The sequence below is a fragment of the Aquimarina megaterium XH134 genome, from assembly GCF_000520975.1.
GTDB classification, from domain to species: Bacteria; Bacteroidota; Bacteroidia; order Flavobacteriales; family Flavobacteriaceae; genus Aquimarina; species Aquimarina megaterium.
Window position 1 is genome coordinate 1 of the sequence record NZ_JACB01000016.1, and the last position, 19,766, is coordinate 19,766.

Consider the following 19,766-nt stretch of genomic DNA (forward strand, 5'->3'; position numbering starts at 1 on the left):
AAACTTCTGTGTAGGAAATGCTGCAATGCATAACTTTAATAGAGATGTGAAAACAGATTTAGAAAGCTCTGACATTGTTATTCATCCAATTCCTGCAAAAGATTTCATTATAATCAAAATGAATAATTTTAATGGGTCTACATACAGAATCGTCAACAAGGCAGGTCAAACAGTAAGACGCGGTAAAATGTCTGCAGACAAAATAGAATTGAACAATTTACCATCTGGAATGTATTTTGTATCGGTTAAATCAGATACTAAAACCATAACCAAAAAGCTTATTTTAAAATAGATAAAATCAAATACATTGTACAAAACCACCTTTTACAAGGTGGTTTTTTGTTTACTATTCAGGAGTGCCATCTATATGATCAATTATATGACTTAAAAATAACATAAGAAAAATTTTATCTCAAAAAAGGTTTGCACATATTAATAGAATCTGTATCTTAGATATATACTTCGTAAACACTCTTTTCACCACGTCATAATTAGAGAGAACAATAACATAAAAGATATGTTGCTTTTTTATGTTTTAAAAGTGATTCTGTAGGCTTCAGAAAGATTAAAAATTCAAACCCTGATTAAAATAAATGAGTTGTTACTCCTGTTCGGCTCGACTTTGTAAACGTTTCGTCAAAATTAGTAGTATTATGGAACAAGAAAGGACTCGTTTCCTTTCTTTTCCATATCAGAAAACAAATTGATCAAAAGGCTAAGTTTTTGTCGAAATCATACAGATATAACCTCATCTTCATCTAATAATTCTTCTTGTCGCAACCGAAGTAAGATCTGGGCAACAGCAATTGTATCTTTCTCACAATAAATGATGATACGATCAATATCCTGTTCTTCATAAAAAACTTGTCGTACCTGGCTTCCATCAATATCATCTTTTGGCGATGGAATGCCTAAAATATTGGTAAGTAGTTTTAGAGACGTATAGTGTTTATAGTCTCCAAATTTCCATAAATCCAAAGTATCTAAATGAGGTACTTCCCAGGGTTTTTTACCAAATAAATTCAATTTATGAGGCAATCCTATATTATGAATAATCATTCTACGGGCGATATAAGGAAAATCAAACTCTTTTCCATTATGGGCACAAAGCAAATGATATGGTCTTCCAAAATGGGTTTCGATTAAGTTTTTAAAATCTACCAGTAACTGTTTTTCTTCTCCATAAAAGGATTTGGTCCTAAAGGATCTCGTTTCACCTTTGAATGCAAAATATCCAACAGATATACATACTATTTTACCAAATTCGGCCCATATTCCTGCTCTTTCATAAAACTCTTCGGGAGAGAATTCTTCTTTACGTTGATATTTGGTTTTATCGGCCCACAGATATTTTGTTTCTTCACTAAGGTTTTCAAAATGTTCATGTTCGGGAACAGTTTCTATATCCAGAAACAAGATATGTTCTAGATTAAGTTTATGAAGCATTTTTAAGCATTTTATAAGCTTCTTCAATGAAGACAAAGAAATCCTCTGTAAATGATTCTCCGGGTACAAACTGACCGCGATTATGCCCTAATCGTACAATCATAATATTATCCTCTGGGATACAAATTACATATTGCCCTAAAATACCTCGCATAGCAAAAATTTTCTTATCCAGATGATCCGACAACCAAAAGCCATATCCATACATTTGCCCATCTTCAAATCTTGGTTTTGTTGCTAATTCTGTAAACTCTGCGGGTAGTATTTGTTCGCCTGCAAACATTCCTTTGTTTTTAAACAACATTCCAAAACGAGCAAAGTCCCTGGCATTACTTGCGATACAACAATATGCTTTTTCCATACCACTATCTTCACTATCCAATTGCCATATGGCTTCATGTTCCATCCCCAAAGGTTTCCAAAAACTATCACTTAAATAGGTTGCTAACTTTTTACCGGTAGCTTTTTCAATAACCATCCCTAATAATTGAGTATTTCCGCTTAAGTATTCAAACCTTTGCCCTGGCTCCTCGACAATATCCAGTCCTAACATTACATCTCTGATATTGGGATCATAATAAGCCCTGGCTGTAATAGAAAACGGACTGGTATAATGTTCGGTCCAGTTTAAACCAGAAGACATAGAAGAAAGGTCTCCTACAGTGGTTTTTGCCGCAAGACCTTGCGAAAACTCAGGAAGAAAATCTCCAACTGGCTGATCAAGGTTTTTAATATAACCATCCATAATTGCTTTTCCCAGCATACCAGTTACCATACTTTTTGCCATAGAAAAAGAATTGGTTTTAGAATCGATCCCAAATCCTTCAGCATAGTTTTCGTACCAAATACTATCATTCTTAATAATCATAAAGGCAACAGTACCTAGTTCTTTATTAATAGCATTAAGCCTATCTGTGCTTTGCGTTTTATTATATTCTGGATGAGTAGCCCAGGCAAGGGTGGCATTTCCTTTTTCTATTGTACGATTATCAAAATACGAATAATCATCTATATATGCAGTGGTATGGCCCGTCATATAAACCACTCTAACTCCTTTTAGGATATAATCATAATCAAAAATATACAGTAGTGCTACACAGAGTACAATAATAATAAGTAAACTTTTAAAGAAAAATTTGAGTATCCGTTTTACCATTTCTATGTAAGTTTTGAGTTAATATAATAGTATTACAAACAAATAACTTGTTTAGCTAATGTATGAAAATTAATTACAGATAAATAAAGGGTTTTAAAATTTGATAACTCCTATACTTATCATCACTATTATGATAAAAAAACAATAATAAGATATCTCAGTTTCATTTTTTGAAACTGGAAATTTTAAAATAGATAACTAAGCAATTTTTATGAAATTAAAATAATGATTGTTGTTTTACTGGGTTTTCATGATCGAGCAACCATTTTTTTCGCCATAATCCGCCTGCATATCCGGTAAGTGATCCATCGCTACCAATAACCCGATGGCAAGGTACAATGATCCACAATGGGTTTTTACCATTGGCACTTGCTGCAGCTCGTATTGTTTTTGGATCTCCAAGTTTCTTGGCAATATCAAGATAGGATACGGTTTTTCCAAAAGGAATTTTGAGTAATTCGGCCCAAACTTTTTTCTGAAAATCAGTTCCTGACGGGTTCAAAGTAAGCTCAAAATCGGTACGCTGACCATCAAAATATTCTTTGAGTTGTAAGACTGCATTTTGTAAATGTAAAGGAATAGTTTTTGAAGGAGTATTAGTAGCCTCTTTAGTAACAGAAACGCTTGCAATACCATCTTCATCTCCTGATATAGTGGCGATCCCTAAAGGGGTTTCTACATATACCTCATCCATTATTCTTCTTTTTTGTCATCCAAAATCCCAAGTCGCCTTGCGCGATTTTCCCAATTTTTTCGAGCTAGAATTTGCATATCAGTTTCGGTATCACTTTCATCTACTATCTCCAGACCTAATAATGTCTCTATAACATCTTCCATAGTTACCAGTCCACTTATAGAACCATACTCATCAACTACCAAAGCTAAGTGGTTTTTGGTTTGAATCAGTTCATTAAACAAATCAGGTATTGGCAAATTTCTTGTCGTAAAAAGTATAGGCCTTTTTATTTCTCCAATCTTTTTATGCCCATTCTGATTTGCCATTTCTTTAAAAATATCATCCTTTAATACCTGACCGGTTATATTGTCTGCATTCTCTTTATAGACAGGTATTCTAGAAAAACGAAGATTTTGATTTTCATTAAAAAACTCTTCAAGTGTTGTATCTTCTGAAGCGATTTTCATTACTGTTCTGGGAGTCATCACGTCTTTAGTAAAAACTTCTTTGAAAGATAATAAGTTTTTAATCACCTTAGATTCAGACTCTTCAAAAACGCCCTCCTCATGAGCAATATCTGCCATCGCAGAAAAATCCTCTCTACTCAACACAGATCCATGATGACCTTTGCCTCCTATCAATTTGGTTGTAAGGCGTAATATCCATAGGATACCTGTATATTTTAAAGGTGCTATTAAAATCACAAGTGCTTTGGATGTAAAATTTGCCAATTGTTTCCAAAAGGTTGCTCCAATTGTTTTGGGAATAATTTCTGACAATACGAGAATTAACAGCGTCATAATTGTAGATACAATACCCACCATATTAACACCAAGGATTTCAAGTTTATACGGTAATTGCTCTGCTTGCACACCCACCAGAATTGCACCTACAGTGTGAGCAATTGTATTTAATGTAAGGATTGCAATCAGAGGTTGGTCTACATCTTTTTTTAAGTTTTCTAATGTGGTTGCATATGCTTTGCCCTCTTTTTTCTTGACATTGATAAAAGTTGGAGTCACACTAAGCAAAACTGCTTCTAGTATCGAACATAAAAACGAAAAGAAAATAGAAAGTACGGCGTAAATAATTAATAGAGTCATTGTATTTTAAGTATGGTACTAAAGTACGGAATTTGAAATGTTTTTTTTAATTAAAACTACTACATAAATATTGCTTTATACACCGAAATATTAACAGTAATCTAAAAAGACACTTATGCAATATGGATTTTGATGTAGATCATAGTGTTAAATAATTACCACCCTACATATCGAGGTGGTTCAATATTGTTTAAATTGAGGTAAACAATAAGTTGCCCACGGTGATGGGTAACATGGTCTTGTAATAAATTAAGAATTTGAAGTTTTGATTTTCGCCCTGCAAAAAAATCAACCTCAAACTTCAAGTCCTCTTCATCGGTTTCCTGAATATACGTATCTACTTTATCAAATGCTTTAGTAAGCAAAGTGATGATTTCGGTTTTGGTTTCGGGAAGGTTTTCTTTTAGTTTTTCTCGATCAAATTCTTTTGAAGAAAAATATGTCGTTCCTAACCAGAGCATATTTCCACGAATGTGAAATAATTGTTCCTTAAAACTCATTTCTCGTTCTGTAGGTTTAAATCCAAATTTATCTTCTGGCATCTGCTCTGCAATTTTTAAAAGATAATCTTTAGAGTTTTTCCATTTCTCGAGAAAAGCGTTTTTTGGGGTGTCTTGCTGCGCCATAATTGTACCCGAAATCAAAAAAATAAGTACTAAGAGTCTGTATATCATTCTGCTTTATTGGTCTTTACTTCGGTCATATACACTTCTACAGCTTTAAGCTCTTCTTCTGTAAATGTTTTGATAATCGCAAAATTGGTTTTCATTACAGTAAAGGTTTCTGGATCTACAATAGGATCTGCTTCTTGTTTCAAAAATGAAATCAGGTCTTTATTTTGATCTTTGTAAACCTTCATAATCTCAATAACTCCAGGGCCGATAGATTTTTTATCAATTTTATGGCAAGTATAACATTTTCCTTTACCGTTAAATATCTTTTTCCCTAAATCATATGGAGAGAGTTTTTCTTTCTTGGTTCCTATATTAATGTTAGAGTTTTCCTTTTTTTCAGATTGGCAGCTTGCACATAACAAAACTGTTGCCATAAGGAATAAAACTATTTTTTGCATATAAATAATGAATAGTATTATTAGTCTCTAATTGGAAATATATCATTATTAGATTAGTTTCTTTCTATCCAGAGACTATTTATATTTTTCTTTGATTTTTTCGATATCTTTTTTAAAACGTTCTAGCAAATCCCTAGAGAAATTGGTAATCATTTTTTCTTCCTTAGGATTCATCCCTTCACTAGCATCTGCAATTTTGGCTAATGCATACATCATAAATTCATATTCTTGATCAGGACCGTTATCAGAAAACACTTCGATAATCTTTTTATATAAGGTTTCGACATCATTTTGATTTTCGTTTTCATAATCAAAAGACCACTTGATTTCTTTTGCTTTGGGATGTCCTTTTAAAATATCTTCAAGTGTTTCGACCTCTTTTTTTTGTATCACCCCATCACTCATTGCAATTACATATAGTAACTCTCCAAATGTCTGATATATCCTATCTCTGCTGACCATAAACTTATGATTTTATTAAATTCTATTGTTAAACTAAGATTTTTAGCGTCACTAATACATAAACTTTCTTAATTAAAAGATACTTATATCAATTTAATTATTGTCTTTTTATCATTGCAGATCTTAGTCAGGTTACAAAATTAACTCAAAAGCTTAACCACATCTTTAGCAAAATAGCTTGCAATAATTTGTGCTCCTGCTCTTTTAAAAGCCATTATTTGCTCTAACATTACAGCATCATGATCTAACCATCCTTTTTCTGCAGCTGCTTTTATCATCGCATACTCACCACTTACCTGGTATACGGCAACAGGCACATCTACCGCATCTCTAATATCTCTTACGATATCAAGATAACACAATCCAGGTTTTACCATTACTATATCTGCTCCTTCTTCGATATCTATGAGCGTTTCTTTAATTGCTTCATCACGATTAGCAAAGTCCATCTGGTATGTTTTTTTATCTCCAAATCCTGGAGCAGAATCCAAAGCATCTCTAAAGGGCCCATAAAAAGCAGAAGCATACTTGGCACTATAGCTCATGATACCAGTATTTTTATAGTTTTCTTTTTCGAGCAGTTCCCGCATACTTAAAATTCGACCATCCATCATATCACTAGGCGCTACAAAATCAGCCCCTGCCTGCGCATGTGATAATGACATTTCTGCCAGAATTTTACAGGTTTCATCATTAATAATCTGGCCATCTTCTACAATACCATCATGGCCATATGATGAATACGGATCTAACGCTACATCGGTCATCACTAACATTTCGGGAACAGCTTCTTTAACAGTTTTTATTGCGCGTTGCATCAATCCATCAGAATTTAATGCTTCTGTACCTTTATTATCTTTAAGATGATCGGGTACTTTTACAAAAAGTAGTACCGATTTTAATCCCAACGACCATAGCTCTTTAACTTCGTTACCTAGTAAATCTAAACTATATCTATAGTAATCAGGCATAGAAGATATTTCTTCTTTTACACCTTTTCCTTCCACAATAAAAAGGGGAACCAAAAAATCATGGGGAGTTATTATGTTTTCTCTTACCAAAGAACGAATAGCATCATTTGTTCTTAGTCTTCTGTTTCTTCGAATTTGTTGCATTCTTAATTGTAAAAATTTAATCTCGTAAAGATACTCATATATCTATTACTAACCGATCATTAATAATTAGGTACCTAAAGGTAATTTTACTTAAAAATATATCAAATCATGTAACAAAATCTTAACAAAGATTACTAATATTGAAATGAATTCATCCTGGCTTTTTTTCCTTGTTATTAAGCAGAACAACCATAACACCCTAATAAAGAGGCTATAAAACAATTAAGTAGCAAAGTGATAAATTTGCAACAAATAGAACAGGACAGAAAGAGTTTAATAATTTAACTGGCAAATTTGTAAATATGCTTACCATAAAGAATCTTAATAAAACGTATCCCAATGGGACACAAGCATTAAATGATGTTAATCTCACTTTGGCGAAGGGAATGTTTGGCCTATTAGGTCCCAATGGCGCAGGAAAATCAACATTAATGAGGACCATTGCAACATTACAACTAGCAGATTCGGGAACGATTGATTTTGATGGAATTGATGTTTTTAAACAACCGGGGGAATTAAGAAAAGTATTAGGATATCTACCTCAGGATTTTGGAGTATACCCAAAGGTTTCTGCAGAAATGATGCTTAATCATATCGCAAAAGTAAAAGGTATTACCAATAGCCAGGAACGTAAAGGTTATGTTGCAGATTTATTAAACAAAGTAAATCTATATAAGTTTAGAAATCGCAATCTGGGTGATTTTTCGGGAGGAATGAGACAGCGTTTTGGTATAGCTCAAGCCCTTTTAGGGAACCCTAAACTAATTATTGTTGATGAGCCTACAGCAGGACTGGATCCCCTGGAACGTAACCGTTTTCATAACCTATTAAGTGAGTTAGGTGAGAATGCTGTTGTTATTTTAAGTACGCATATTGTAGACGATGTCACCAATCTATGTCAAAACATGGCTGTATTTAATGAAGGTAAAATCCTGGTACAAGGTAATCCTCAAACATTGTCTGACACTCTAAATGGAAAAGTATATAGAAAACATATCGACAAATCTGAATTAGAGGCTTTTGAAAACGAATTTACTGTGCTATCGAATTACCTAAGAGGCGGGCAATTTTATGTAAACGTATATAGTGATGCTAATCCGGGAGAAGGATTTGAAGCGGTAAATAATGACTTAGAAGATTTCTATTTCTACTGTATTAACAGAAAAGAACAGGAGGCAATGATATGATAGAAATATTCTTATTCGAATTAAAGTATCGTTTAAAACGACCTGCCACCTGGATATATGTTGCTCTGGGATTTACGATAGCTGTTTTAATGTCTGTTTTCGAAAAATCGGTAACTGCTCAATTTGTCAATAGTCCCAATACGATAGCAGAAATCATTGGGCCTATATCGGTTATCTGTATTTTCTTTTATGCTGCGATTATGGGGGTTCCCATTTTTAGAGATAAAGATCACAAAACAGCACAAACGTATTTTACGTTTCCGATTACTCAAAAATCATATGTATTAGGTCGGTTTTTAGGCAGCTATGCTATGGTTACTTTACTCAATCTATCTATTGTATTAGGCACTATGATAGGGTTTGGCTTCGGTGAGTATCTGGCACGTGCCGATTACGGAAATTATACCGATTTTAACCTGTCGTCATATCTTTTACCTTTCATATTCTTATTACAAATCAATGCATTAGTAATTGGCTCTTTGTTTTTTTGCTTAATGGCCTTTTTTAAGAAAATGCCTATTATCTATCTAGGCGGAATTTGCTTGTTTTTGTTATATAGTATTTCGGGAGATTTTGTATCCAGTCTCGACAACCAATGGTTAACTCCTTATCTAGATCCTTTTGGAAACAGAGCTTTTACTTTTGTTAAGAAATACTGGTCAATTAATGAACTGAATACAAACCAACTACCAATATATGGTAGCTTTTTATTAAATAGAATGTTCTGGTTAGCCATAGGCTTACTATTCTTTCTTATTACCCTTTTTAGATTTGACTATAAGAAATTTTTACTTTCTGGTAAAAAAAGTAGTAAAACAGAGAACAGTGAGTATACACCTTCATTAATTGCTTCGGTAAAACAAACTTTTACTAAAAAAACAGAATGGAATAATCTTTTTTCTCTTAGTAAAATTGAATTTCTATCTATTTTTAAAAGCCCAATTTTTATCATACTGCTCATTATAGGAATTATCTTTTCTATATTCAGTATTTATAATCTTAATGAAAAATATGGCACTCCTAATTTACCATTAACCCGATATGTGGTAACTTATATTAATGGAGTTATTTCTTTCTTTTCTATTATAATATTAGTGATCTATTCTGGAGAAGCTGTGCACAGGACAAGAAAAAATAAAACCTTTGTTTTTTATGATGCCTTACCTATTAGTGATTCTAGTTTATATTTTTCAAAAATAATATCGCTTATTGGGATAGCTCTTGTTCTTACCATTGCAAACATTATCATTGGTATTTTGTTCCAAACCTTTAATGGATATTTTCAATATGACCTGGGCATGTATTTTATCTATAATTTTGCTCTGGTATTTCCTGGTTTTTTAATGACTATACTACTCTCTTTCTTTGTTCATGTACTAGTGAATAATAAGTTTCTGGGGCATTTTATTGTTATCTTAATTTATTTTGGATTACCACTTCTGGTGGCACTTGCTTTTAAAAGTACGAATCCAATGTATATGTTTACTGGCACTACACCTGTTTTTTTAAGCGATCTTAATGGTTTTGGTCATTATCTTACAGGAATAACCTGGTTAAATACCTACTGGATCTTATGTACTGCTATTTTAATGATCATAGGAAAAGTATTTTGGACCCGTGGTTTTTTTGCTACTGCCAAAGAACGGTTATCATTGGCAAAACAAAGATTCACTCCCAAAACCATAGGAGTATTTACAGTTATCGTATTAGCCTTTATATCTGTTGCCGGCTACAGCTATTATAATCTTAAAATACTTAATACGATGGTCGACGGGAACCATTCTGAAAAAATAGATGCCGATGCAGAAAAAAAATATGCAAAATATATTGGTCAGGCTCATCCACAAGTAACCGATCTAAAAGCATATATCGATATTTTTCCAGAAAAACGTAATATAAAAGCAAAAGGAGACTTTAAAATCATAAATAATTACGATACTCCTATAGACACCTTATTACTCGAAGTACAATACCCTGGTGCACATACCAATTTACAAAAAGTGATTTATAACGGTAGTCCCCTTACACCAGTAGTTACAGATTCTGTATACAGAATGTACTTTTATAAGCTTCCTAAAGCAATGCAGCCTAATGAGAAAGCTGATCTTACCATAGAAGTGTTTTCAGAAACCAAAGGCTTCTCCAATCATTTAGAATCCGAAGTATTGTATAATGGGTCTTTTCTTAATAATATTATATTCCCCAGGTTTCATTACGAACGAAACCTGGTCGAAAATGGAGTGCGTGTAAAACATGGGTTAAAAAAACTCGATTATCTATACCCTCCTCGAACGGACAGTCTGGCATTAAAGAAAAATCTGTTTAATGAAGATGCCAATTACATTAATTTTGAGGCGATACTTAGTACGTCTGCAAATCAGACTGCTCTCGCTCCTGGTAAATTGGTAAGACAATGGCAGGAAAACAACAGAGCCTATTATCATTATGCTTTAGAGTCAAAGACTGATCTGTTTTTTAATGTAGTATCTGCGAGATATGATGTAGAAAAATCCAGTTGGACTGCACCAAGTGGAAAAAAAGTGAATATCGAGATTTACCATTCTCCAAAACACAAACGCAATCTGGAGCATTTTATCAAAGGGGTTAAGGTAGCTTTAGACTACTGCTCAACTAATTTTTATGAATATCCCAACTCGGTGATCAGAATAGTAGAATTTCCTGCGCATTCGACTTTTGCACAATCTTTTGTAACTACTATTCCTTATTCTGAAGATTTTGGGTTTGCTGCTAATTTTGATAAGGCCGAAGATTTTAACTATGCATTTAGAGTTACCACTCACGAGGTAGCACACCAATGGTGGGGTCACCTCGTTACTCCTAGTAAAACATCTGGTGCCAATATTATTTCTGAGACTTTGGCAGAATATTCCTCTCTTATGACTATGAAACATGAATATGGTGAAAACGGAATCAAAAACTTTCTTAAATATTCTTTAGATCGGTATTTACAAAGTAGAGCTTTTAGTTTTAAACCAGAACGATCTCTAATAAATGTAGAAACGGGGCCACATATCTGGTATGAAAAAGGATCTATGGTGATGTACGAGCTTCAGGATCTTCTTGGTGAAGACAACGTGAATGAAGCCCTTAAAGGTTTTCTTAATGAGTATAGAGAATATAAAAAAGGAGTTTATCCTACTTCAGAAAATCTATATGATGCCATTTATAAAATAGCTCCAGATTCTTTAAAATACGCTGTAGAAGATGGGTTTACAAAAATAGTACTTTATGAAAATCGTGTTACTAGCGCTAAGACCAAAGCACTGGATAACGGCACGTATGAAACCACTTTTACAGTAGATTCAAAAAAAATCTATTATGATGATACGGGCAAAGAAGAACGTACCGATGACACCACTAATTATATCGAGGTTGGATTATTTGGCGAAGATAGTATTGACGAACAGGAAATACCTCTTAAAACCCCGTATTATTTAGAAAGAAAATGGTTGCGACCCGGCGAAAATACGTTTACTATTGTTACCGATAAAAAACCGGTAAAAGCAGGTATTGACCCTTATAATAAATTAATCGACAGAAATTCTGGAGATAACTTAAGGCCGATAGAAGAAGAGTAATCTTTATCTATCTGCTCATTTAAAATCACGATCTGGAAGCGCTGTCTTGATCGTGATTTTTTATTTGAGGCACCTCTTGCTATATTTTTAAATAAAAAAAATGATGCAGTAAATACTGCATCATTTTTGTGTTTACTCCAAGTCCTCCCTTTGACTTTACAATTTTGACATCATAAATTTACGGTTTTACCGTAAATTATGCAAATTAAGCTTATCATTTTTTTAAGAAATATAGTATTCAGGATCTAAAGATGATTAATATAACTCTTACTATACAGGCTTTTAGGGCAATGCAACAAATATCTCCACTTAAGAGTATATTTCAATACTTAAAAAAATCACAATCAAGATACTAGTATCTTGATTGTGATTTTTTTAATTTGTAAATTCCTTTGTAACAAATGGTTCTTGTTTCAGTCTTCCTTTTGTTGGATGTATCAGGCAACTTTATACACCAACATAGCGTCTTATATATAGGAACTTTATTGATCTAAATATCAAATTATGAACTATAATCAGGTAGTAGCAGCTTTACTTTTATTCTTATCCATAGGTACTATGGTAACCGCTCAAACCATTACTTCTAAGGTAGTGGACAAAAAAACTAACGAGCCCATCCCCTATGCCACCATACAACTATCAGAAAATCAAGGAGTTATCACTAACGAAGAAGGAAGATTTAGCCTAAATCTAAATGGTGATCTTGCCAAAATTGACTCTATTTATATTTCCTCTATGGGGTATGAAAAAGTAGGTGTGTCGGTAAAGAATGTAACCGATAGTATCATTTATATTCAACCTAAAGCAATAGAGTTAAAAGGTGTTTTTATTTCAAATAAAAATCTAACCGTAGACGAAATTATTGATAATGTTAAAGAACGAGTAGATCAAAATTATAATTTTGGGCTATCTAAAAGACGATTGTTTTTTAGAGAATCCGAGTTTAATACCGTAAAAAAGTTCGATGTCAAATTTAAAAAATCTACGATCAAAGAGCTTAATAAAAAATTGATCGATAGTGTAACCTCTATTCTTCCCAAAAGAGCAGAATATTACACCGAAATTTTATGCGATCTGTATGGCAATTTCGATAAGAGGAAACTTCACATTATAAAGGCCGCAGAACTCTATGATAAAAATAATAGAGTGTCTATGGAAGCTGTAGCCGAACGTATGGAAACTATATTTAAGAAAAATGTAAAACCCAATTCTTACCTTAAAATAAAATCTGGTCTGTTTGGTACCAAGGTACAGGTAGATTCTTTGCTAGAAAATACAGAAGAAGCGTCGGTTGTTAAAGATGAAATAGATAATCAAAAGAAAAAAGACGACAAGAGTGAATTTTTAACACATCGAAAATCTGGATTAGAAAGTTTGATGTCGAGCCTTTTCTTTAACGAAGATGTGATGTCTAATTTTTTGAACAAATCAGGCAGATATAATTTTGAACTTATCGATTACACCTATATGGATGATAATAGTGTATATATTATTAATTTTTCACCAAAATGGAGAGCAGATTTTAAAGGTACATTATATGTTAACACTGAAGATTTTGCTATTGTTAGAGCCGATTATGAAAATGTAAAAAATCTTAAAAGTTTTAAACTTCTGGGAGTTATGTTTCAGGATAATTTATATCGTAATAAAGTGATTTTTTCTAAAGGACAAAACAACAAATACGACCTGAAATATCTTGAAATGCGTAGAGGAAATCGTTTTGGTTTTGACCGTCCTCTAAAAGTGATCGAGAAAAATAAACATGTAAAAGGAAGACGTAAACAAAATGAGCTGTCTCTGGCACTCGATGTGATCATGGCAAATGTAAGTAAGTTCGAGATTGTTGTTTTTGACTCTAGCCCATTATCCGAAGCTGATTACAAGGCCAGCACCGAAAACAAGGGTATTAAACCACAATACCTATCCAGGTACAATCCAGAATTCTGGAAAGGATACAACATCATAGAACCAAATTCTGCTATAAAACAATTTACAGTTGCTCCTGATGCCGATACAGAAGCTGGACAAGAATAATATATCATATAATATTGTATGTCATTCTAGCCCTTTAGACTTACCCCGTTAAAATTCCAGACCTCACAGGTCTTAGAGATCTGTGAAGTCTGATCAAAATAAAATATTTACTCAATTTTACCATCTAATAAATTGATGACTCGAGAACCATATGCCATATTTTTTTCTGAGTGAGTTACCTGTATAATCGTCACCCCATCTTTATTTAATTGCGTAAAAATTTCCATGATTTCTTCTCCTTGCTTAGAATTAAGATTCCCGGTAGGTTCATCGGCAAGGATTAGTTTTGGACTAGCAATAAGTGCTCTGGCAACACCTACCAATTGTTGTTGTCCTCCACTTAACTGAGATGGAAAAAGATCTTTCTTTCCCACAATATTAAAGCGATCCAACATATCTGCCACCAAAGATTTTCTTTCTGAAGCACTGTGTTTTTTATATAATAATGGCATCTCAAGATTTTCTTTTACTGTTAATTCATCGATCAGATGATAGGCCTGAAATACAAATCCTATATATTGCTTATACAGATTCGCGCGGTGTTTTTCTTTAAGTGAATGTACTTTTTCTTCCAGAAATGTATATTCTCCTTCATTAAAATCATCAAGCATCCCGATGATATTGAGCAAAGTAGATTTTCCTGAACCAGAAGGCCCCATAATTGAGATAAAATCTCCTTCGTTCACCCAAAAATTAATGTCTTTTAGTAAGAACACCTTTTGTCCTCCTGAGTGTACCCACTTTGATACATTTTTTAGTTGTAATAACATGTTTTATTTTTTTAGTTGTTTATGATATTTTAATCTGGATTTAAAATAGGGTATCTAAAAAGTCCTGCTTTTCGTTTCTACAAAGTACAAAGTAATCTGTGTTTTTTAAGAATCAGGCGTTAGAATACTTTGCGCTGTCTATCATTACGTTTTATTGTTCTTTTTAGATACCCAGGTTTTAATTAGATTTATTTTTTAATTTTTAAAATAGTCCTTGCTCTAGACCTCACAGGTCTTAGAGACCTGTGAGGTCTGAAATAATTTTATTCTGCCCTTAAATTTTTTACAGGATTTGTTGATGCTGCTTTAATGGTTTGAAAACTTACTGTTACTAATGTAATTACAAATGCGCTTATCGCTGCTACTATAAACACCCAACTATCTATTGGGGTTCTATACGCAAAATCTTTAAGCCACTCATCTACCAAAAAGTATGCGATAGGTGAAGCAAGAATAATAGAAATAAGAACCAGTTTTGTAAATTCTGAAGAGAACAAAAAAGCTAATTCTGATACCTTGGCACCCAGTACTTTTCTAATACTTAATTCTTTGATACGTTGCTCTGCCGTAAAAGCAGCCAGGCCAAACAACCCAAGACATGCTATAAGCAAAGCCATAATGGTAAATATACTAAGTATTACTCCCATTCTTTGTTCTGACACAAAAGTGTTTTCAAAATCCTGATCCATAAAACTATATTCAAACGGAACCGAAGGATCTATTTGTGCAATATCATTTTTAACTCTATCAATCAATGTTTGAAGTTCACCAGGGTTTTTAACCACTGCAGGATTAAGTTTCATCGAATAATAAGATAAACCTGCACCATAATCCCAAACCTTATCATTTTGATGATGAATGATGACCAATGGTGCTATTTCTTGTTGTACGCTATTAATATTAAAATCTTTAACTACGCCCATCACTTCAAATTCATCTTCACTTCCAGAGGCTAAAGCCAGTATTTTTCCTATAGGAGAATCTGCATTATAAGATTCTTGATTACCCCACCCCAGGGTTTTAACTGCTTTTTCATTTAATATCACTTTATATTTATCATTGGGTCTTGACGAATCAAAATTTCTTCCGGCAACAAATTCTACTCCCAATACATCAAGATAATCTTCTTCTGTTCTTACATTTCTAAGTTGAACCACCTGGTCATTAGCACCCAGTGTTTTGTATCGATCTCCAGACCATATATTTGGTGGTAGCCCAAATGATTTTCCAACTTTTGAGAAAGCAGGATTTGACGAAAGCTTTGTCTTAAGTGCTTCAGTATCAAAACCGATTTGCTCGATATTATGAATTTGTAGAATATTATCTTTTTCGAATCCTAGATCTAACGAAGAAGTATATACCAATTGCTTTTGTACAAATAAGGTACAAATTACCAGAGCAATAGAAATAGTAAACTGAAAGACAACTAATCCATTTCTAATTCCTTTTCCTTTAAATTTTGTGCTTATTTTTCCCTTAAGGGTTTCTATAGGTTGAAACATTGAAAGGTAAAACGCAGGGTAGCTTCCAGAAATTAAACCTAATCCTAATACAAATAATAGCACAATTGCTAGAAATATTGGGTTTCCTAAATATGGAATCAGTTCGAGCTTTACATCTGCAATTGTACTAAATATGCCCAAAGAAAGTTGTACGAATATCAAGGCAAAAACAGTACCTATCAAAACAAAGAGTGTAGATTCTATAACGAACTGTTTGATTAATGCTTTTCGTTTGGATCCCAAAACTTTCCTCACTCCTATTTCTTTTGCTCTCTTTGATGATCTTGCGGTAGAGAGGTTCATGAAATTGATACTGGATAATATAAGTACCAGTACACCTATTGCTCCGAATATTTTAACAAACATTGGATTTCCAGTTGGTCCAAAGGAGTGAATAGCAGGAGCTTCAGATAAGTATATTTCTCTAAGAGGTTGCAGGTATAGTGTCCAATCATGTCCTGCTGTAAATTCTTTAAATGTTTGATTAAAAATACGTTCTGTTGTAGGTGGCGCCCATTTTGGGGGAATAGCCTGAATTTTTTTGGTAAATGCTGCTATATCGGTTCCTTCTTTCACTAATCCATAGGTCGAAAATGCTGTCCAAATCCATTTCCAACCGTTTCTTTGCATCATTTCAGAATAACTTTTTAAGGAAACCAACATATCAAATTGAATATGTGATTTATAAGGAACATCGGCAAGTACTCCTTTTACTGTATAGGTTTTCCATGAGTTATCATAATCTTTTACTTCTACTGTTTTTCCTATTGGGTTTTCTGTACCAAAATAACGTTCTGCCGTTTTTTTTGTCATCACCATACTCATAGGTTCACTAAGTGCTGTATTAGAATCACCTTGTAAAAATTTAAAAGAAAACACGTCAAAAAAGTTTTCTTCGACAGCAAAATATTGCTCTTCGCTATATAAACTTGCCTCTTCGTTATGATTAGATTTTACAATCTGTGTACCGGTCCTTAAAAGTCTTGTTACTTCTTCAAACTCTGGGGCATCTTCTCGTAATGCAATAGCTACATTAGGTCCTGTATTAGAGGCTATTTCATTCCAATCGTCCCAAATATTAGGTTGATTAACTCTATAAATACGATCTGCCTTGTCATGAAAAGTATCATAAGTCATTTCACTATGGATATATAATCCAATAATAAAGCATGTTCCTATCCCAATACTAAGTCCAAGTATATTGAGAATAGTAAATTGTTTTTGTCGAAGAGCATTTCTCCATGCTATTTTGATATAATTTTTAAACATAACTTTTTGTTTTTTGATATTGTGATTCTCCTTATTCTTCTTTTAATCCATTTACAGGGTTTTTATTTGCCGCACCTATTGCTTGTGATCCAACAGTAAGCAAGGCAACAAATAAAGCCATACAACCAGCACCTATAAAATACCATCCTTTTAAAGGAATTCTATATGCAAAACCTGAAAGCCAATTACTCCCCAGTAGATATGCTACTGGGACTGCAATACCTATTGCTATCAAAACTAACTTTGTAAACTCCATAGATAACATCATAGTAATCTGGGAAGCGCTTTGTCCTAATACTTTTCTAATACTAATCTCTTTTCGTCTTCGCTCTGTCATATACCTAGCCAAACCAAACAGACCTAAACAGGAGATTAAAATGGCTAAACCAGCAAAATATTTTGATAAGGAAGCTACCCGTTGTTCTGCTGCATATTGCGCTTGAAAATCTGTATCTAAAAAATTATATTCAAATACATATCCAGGATTAAACTTAGCATAAGAATCTTTAAGTTTAGCTAAGGTTTCTTTTTCTGTTCCACCAGCAATTCGAACTACAAATTCTAAATTGGATCTATTATTATTTAATCTAAAAAACATAGGACGTACTACTTCTCGAAAAGATTGAAAGTGAAAATCATTTAAGATTCCAATAATACTATATTGTGTTGATCCGTAGCGTACCGTTTTTCCAATTGGATTTTTGATACCCATCATCTTTATGGCAGTTTCGTTAAATACTATTGCAGCACTGTCTGCGAGAAACTGTCTAGAAAATGATCTTCCTTCTTTAAGTTTCATATCCATTGTCTCTATAAAATCATGACCAATACGAAGTTCTTTAAAACGAGATCGACGCTCTTCTTCATTCCCTGTCCAAACTAATCCTCCGGTTGTATTAATATTTGTTCCTATGATATTTTGACTAGTCATGGCAGCATTGACTACGTTTGGGACCTCTTTTAATTCTTTTAAAAAAGCCTCTGCATTTTGTCTTAAATGGCCTTCTTGCTTAAAATAAACAACGTTATCCTTATCCATTCCTAGGTTTTTGGATTGTACATAAACCACTTGTTGAGAAACTAATAGGACTGCTATAATTAAAATAATCGATAATGAAAATTGAAATATCACTAAACCTTTTCTAACCCAAATTTCTCCCCATGAATTTTTTAATTGACCTCTTAAAATAGTTACTGGTTTAAAACGTGAAAGGTGTAATGCAGGATAACTTCCTGCCAATATTCCTGTAAAAAGAGCAATCAATAAGAATAAACCAAAAATCAAAGGGTCAAAACTTAAGGATAGTACTTTACCTGTAATTATATTAAATTGTGGGATAAAAAGAAATACTATTAAAAGTGCCAACAATAAAGAAATAAACGCAGTCATCACTGATTCTCCAAAATACTGTGTGATAAGTGTAGTTCTTTTGGACCCTAATGCCCTTTTAACTCCTATTTCTTTTAAACGCCTTGATGCATTTGACGTAGAAAGATTCATAAAATTGATACAGGCTATGATCAAAATAAATAATGCAATACATGAAAACAGGTATACATAATTCATCCGTCCAGAAACTTGCTGTCCATTTTCAAAATTACCGTAGAGATAATTAGATGAATATTTGGTCATTATAAGGTCTGCTGTAACATCTTCGTCCTGTAGCTTCGAGAAGTTTTCTATTTTAGCAGCAAATTCTTCTACATTTGTTTCTTCATTTAATAAAATATACGTTATCGGATTATTATTAACCCAATCATTTTTTCCGCCATTATGTATAATTCCTTTTTTATATGTAGCTAAGGGTAATATAAAATCGAACTGAGTTGTTGAATTAGCAGGGATATCTTTAAAAACACCGCTCACTTGATGTTTTTCTAACATGCCCATTGCATCCCATTCGATTACTTTTCCCACAACTCCATTTAGTGAACCAAAAAGTTGATTCGCCAGAGATTCTGAAATCACAATCGAATTCATCCCTTCAAGTACCTGATCTTTATCTCCTTCTATCAAATGATAGGAAAATATATTGAAGTAGTCTTTGCCTGCAAATACACCATCAGTCTTTATAACTTTGTTATTTACATGAAGTGGTACTTTAGCAAATTGTGCAGGTATTGTTTGAGATACTGCATATTTTACCTCGGGTAATTTATCAGCCATTGTTTCTGCCAAAATACTTGGAGTCCAATTAAGAACTCTAGGACCTTCTTGGCTTTCAAACTTATTCCAAACCTGATACAGATACTCATCATTTTCATGAAATCTATCTACTTGAACCTCATCTAACACCCAAAGTGCAATCAAAAATACACAAGCCAATCCTGAAGACAATCCTATGATGTTAATCAAAAAAGTACTTTTATATTTT

15 protein-coding genes are annotated in these 19,766 nt (G+C 33.1%); 4 read left to right on the forward strand and 11 right to left on the reverse strand.

Translation table 11 applies throughout. From position 1 onward, the window contains the following. Positions 1–292, forward strand: a 292-nt coding sequence (locus Z053_RS28405) for a T9SS type A sorting domain-containing protein (protein ID WP_035095977.1), incomplete at its 5' end; no start/stop codon positions are given. Positions 293–732: 440 nt separating this feature from the next. Here the strand turns inward: Z053_RS28405 and Z053_RS0111720 are convergent. The 8 genes from Z053_RS0111720 to hemB form a co-directional block, all read right to left on the reverse strand. After that, on the reverse strand, positions 733–1,446 hold the full coding sequence (locus Z053_RS0111720) for a 3'-5' exonuclease (protein ID WP_025665200.1): 714 nt from the start codon (positions 1,444–1,446) through the stop codon (positions 733–735). Next, a complete protein-coding gene (locus Z053_RS0111725) occupies positions 1,436–2,602 on the reverse strand; it encodes a serine hydrolase domain-containing protein (RefSeq protein WP_025665201.1) in 1,167 nt (388 codons plus the stop codon). The genes Z053_RS0111720 and Z053_RS0111725 overlap by 11 nt, the downstream gene beginning before the upstream one ends. Positions 2,603–2,819: 217 nt before the next feature. After that, positions 2,820–3,296 carry a methylated-DNA--[protein]-cysteine S-methyltransferase gene (locus Z053_RS0111730; RefSeq protein WP_025665202.1) on the reverse strand — a complete coding sequence of 159 codons (477 nt, stop codon included), beginning with the start codon at positions 3,294–3,296 and terminating at the stop codon, positions 2,820–2,822. Beyond that, positions 3,296–4,381 carry a CNNM domain-containing protein gene (locus tag Z053_RS0111735; protein ID WP_025665203.1) on the reverse strand — a complete coding sequence of 362 codons (1,086 nt, stop codon included), beginning with the start codon at positions 4,379–4,381 and terminating at the stop codon, positions 3,296–3,298. The genes Z053_RS0111730 and Z053_RS0111735 overlap by 1 nt, the downstream gene beginning before the upstream one ends. Positions 4,382–4,536: 155 nt before the next feature. Then, positions 4,537–5,055: a DinB family protein gene (locus tag Z053_RS0111740; RefSeq protein ID WP_035095980.1), complete on the reverse strand. Its 519-nt coding sequence runs from the start codon at positions 5,053–5,055 to the stop codon at positions 4,537–4,539. Then, positions 5,052–5,453: a c-type cytochrome gene (locus Z053_RS0111745; protein ID WP_025665205.1), complete on the reverse strand. Its 402-nt coding sequence runs from the start codon at positions 5,451–5,453 to the stop codon at positions 5,052–5,054. The genes Z053_RS0111740 and Z053_RS0111745 overlap by 4 nt, the downstream gene beginning before the upstream one ends. Positions 5,454–5,528: 75 nt before the next feature. After that, complete coding sequence (locus tag Z053_RS0111750; RefSeq protein WP_025665206.1) at positions 5,529–5,915, reverse strand: tellurite resistance TerB family protein; 387 nt, start codon at positions 5,913–5,915, stop codon at positions 5,529–5,531. A 140-nt stretch (positions 5,916–6,055) separates the two neighbouring features. Next, positions 6,056–7,030 carry a porphobilinogen synthase gene (gene hemB, locus Z053_RS0111755; RefSeq protein ID WP_025665207.1) on the reverse strand — a complete coding sequence of 325 codons (975 nt, stop codon included), beginning with the start codon at positions 7,028–7,030 and terminating at the stop codon, positions 6,056–6,058. Between the two features lie 302 nt (positions 7,031–7,332). On the opposite strand from hemB, the gene Z053_RS0111760 reads away from it, so the two are divergent. The 3 genes from Z053_RS0111760 (at position 7,333) to Z053_RS0111770 (ending at position 13,850) form a co-directional block, all read left to right on the forward strand. After that, on the forward strand, positions 7,333–8,217 hold the full coding sequence (locus Z053_RS0111760; protein ID WP_025665208.1) for an ABC transporter ATP-binding protein: 885 nt from the start codon (positions 7,333–7,335) through the stop codon (positions 8,215–8,217). Next, positions 8,214–11,816, forward strand: a complete 3,603-nt coding sequence (locus Z053_RS0111765) for a M1 family aminopeptidase (RefSeq protein WP_025665209.1) — start codon at positions 8,214–8,216, stop codon at positions 11,814–11,816. The genes Z053_RS0111760 and Z053_RS0111765 overlap by 4 nt, the downstream gene beginning before the upstream one ends. Positions 11,817–12,320: 504 nt before the next feature. Beyond that, positions 12,321–13,850, forward strand: a complete 1,530-nt coding sequence (locus Z053_RS0111770) for a carboxypeptidase-like regulatory domain-containing protein (RefSeq protein ID WP_025665210.1) — start codon at positions 12,321–12,323, stop codon at positions 13,848–13,850. 107 nt (positions 13,851–13,957) lie between these two features. Here the strand turns inward: Z053_RS0111770 and Z053_RS0111775 are convergent, their stop codons facing one another. The 3 genes from Z053_RS0111775 to Z053_RS0111785 all read right to left on the reverse strand — a co-directional run bounded on the left by Z053_RS0111775 (position 13,958) and on the right by Z053_RS0111785 (position 19,747). Further along, positions 13,958–14,620 carry an ABC transporter ATP-binding protein gene (locus Z053_RS0111775; RefSeq protein ID WP_025665211.1) on the reverse strand — a complete coding sequence of 221 codons (663 nt, stop codon included), beginning with the start codon at positions 14,618–14,620 and terminating at the stop codon, positions 13,958–13,960. A gap of 263 nt (positions 14,621–14,883) precedes the next feature. Next, positions 14,884–17,391 (reverse strand): ABC transporter permease, encoded by a 2,508-nt coding sequence (locus tag Z053_RS0111780; RefSeq protein WP_025665212.1) that lies wholly within the window; start codon positions 17,389–17,391, stop codon positions 14,884–14,886. A gap of 31 nt (positions 17,392–17,422) precedes the next feature. After that, positions 17,423–19,747, reverse strand: a complete 2,325-nt coding sequence (locus Z053_RS0111785) for an ABC transporter permease (protein WP_206539211.1) — start codon at positions 19,745–19,747, stop codon at positions 17,423–17,425. Positions 19,748–19,766 lie beyond the last annotated feature (19 nt).

What these genes read in the sequence shown, in the direction of transcription:
- Z053_RS0111720 (WP_025665200.1), bottom strand. Translation starts at nt 1,446, where the DNA reads ATGCTTCATAAACTTAATCTAGAACATATCTTGTTTCTGGATATAGAA.
- Z053_RS0111725 (WP_025665201.1), bottom strand. Translation starts at nt 2,602, where the DNA reads ATGGTAAAACGGATACTCAAATTTTTCTTTAAAAGTTTACTTATTATT.
- Z053_RS0111730 (WP_025665202.1), bottom strand. Translation starts at nt 3,296, where the DNA reads ATGGATGAGGTATATGTAGAAACCCCTTTAGGGATCGCCACTATATCA.
- Z053_RS0111735 (WP_025665203.1), bottom strand. Translation starts at nt 4,381, where the DNA reads ATGACTCTATTAATTATTTACGCCGTACTTTCTATTTTCTTTTCGTTT.
- Z053_RS0111740 (WP_035095980.1), bottom strand. Translation starts at nt 5,055, where the DNA reads ATGATATACAGACTCTTAGTACTTATTTTTTTGATTTCGGGTACAATT.
- Z053_RS0111745 (WP_025665205.1), bottom strand. Translation starts at nt 5,453, where the DNA reads ATGCAAAAAATAGTTTTATTCCTTATGGCAACAGTTTTGTTATGTGCA.
- Z053_RS0111750 (WP_025665206.1), bottom strand. Translation starts at nt 5,915, where the DNA reads ATGGTCAGCAGAGATAGGATATATCAGACATTTGGAGAGTTACTATAT.
- hemB (WP_025665207.1), bottom strand. Translation starts at nt 7,030, where the DNA reads ATGCAACAAATTCGAAGAAACAGAAGACTAAGAACAAATGATGCTATT.
- Z053_RS0111760 (WP_025665208.1), top strand. Translation starts at nt 7,333, where the DNA reads ATGCTTACCATAAAGAATCTTAATAAAACGTATCCCAATGGGACACAA.
- Z053_RS0111765 (WP_025665209.1), top strand. Translation starts at nt 8,214, where the DNA reads ATGATAGAAATATTCTTATTCGAATTAAAGTATCGTTTAAAACGACCT.
- Z053_RS0111770 (WP_025665210.1), top strand. Translation starts at nt 12,321, where the DNA reads ATGAACTATAATCAGGTAGTAGCAGCTTTACTTTTATTCTTATCCATA.
- Z053_RS0111775 (WP_025665211.1), bottom strand. Translation starts at nt 14,620, where the DNA reads ATGTTATTACAACTAAAAAATGTATCAAAGTGGGTACACTCAGGAGGA.
- Z053_RS0111780 (WP_025665212.1), bottom strand. Translation starts at nt 17,391, where the DNA reads ATGTTTAAAAATTATATCAAAATAGCATGGAGAAATGCTCTTCGACAA.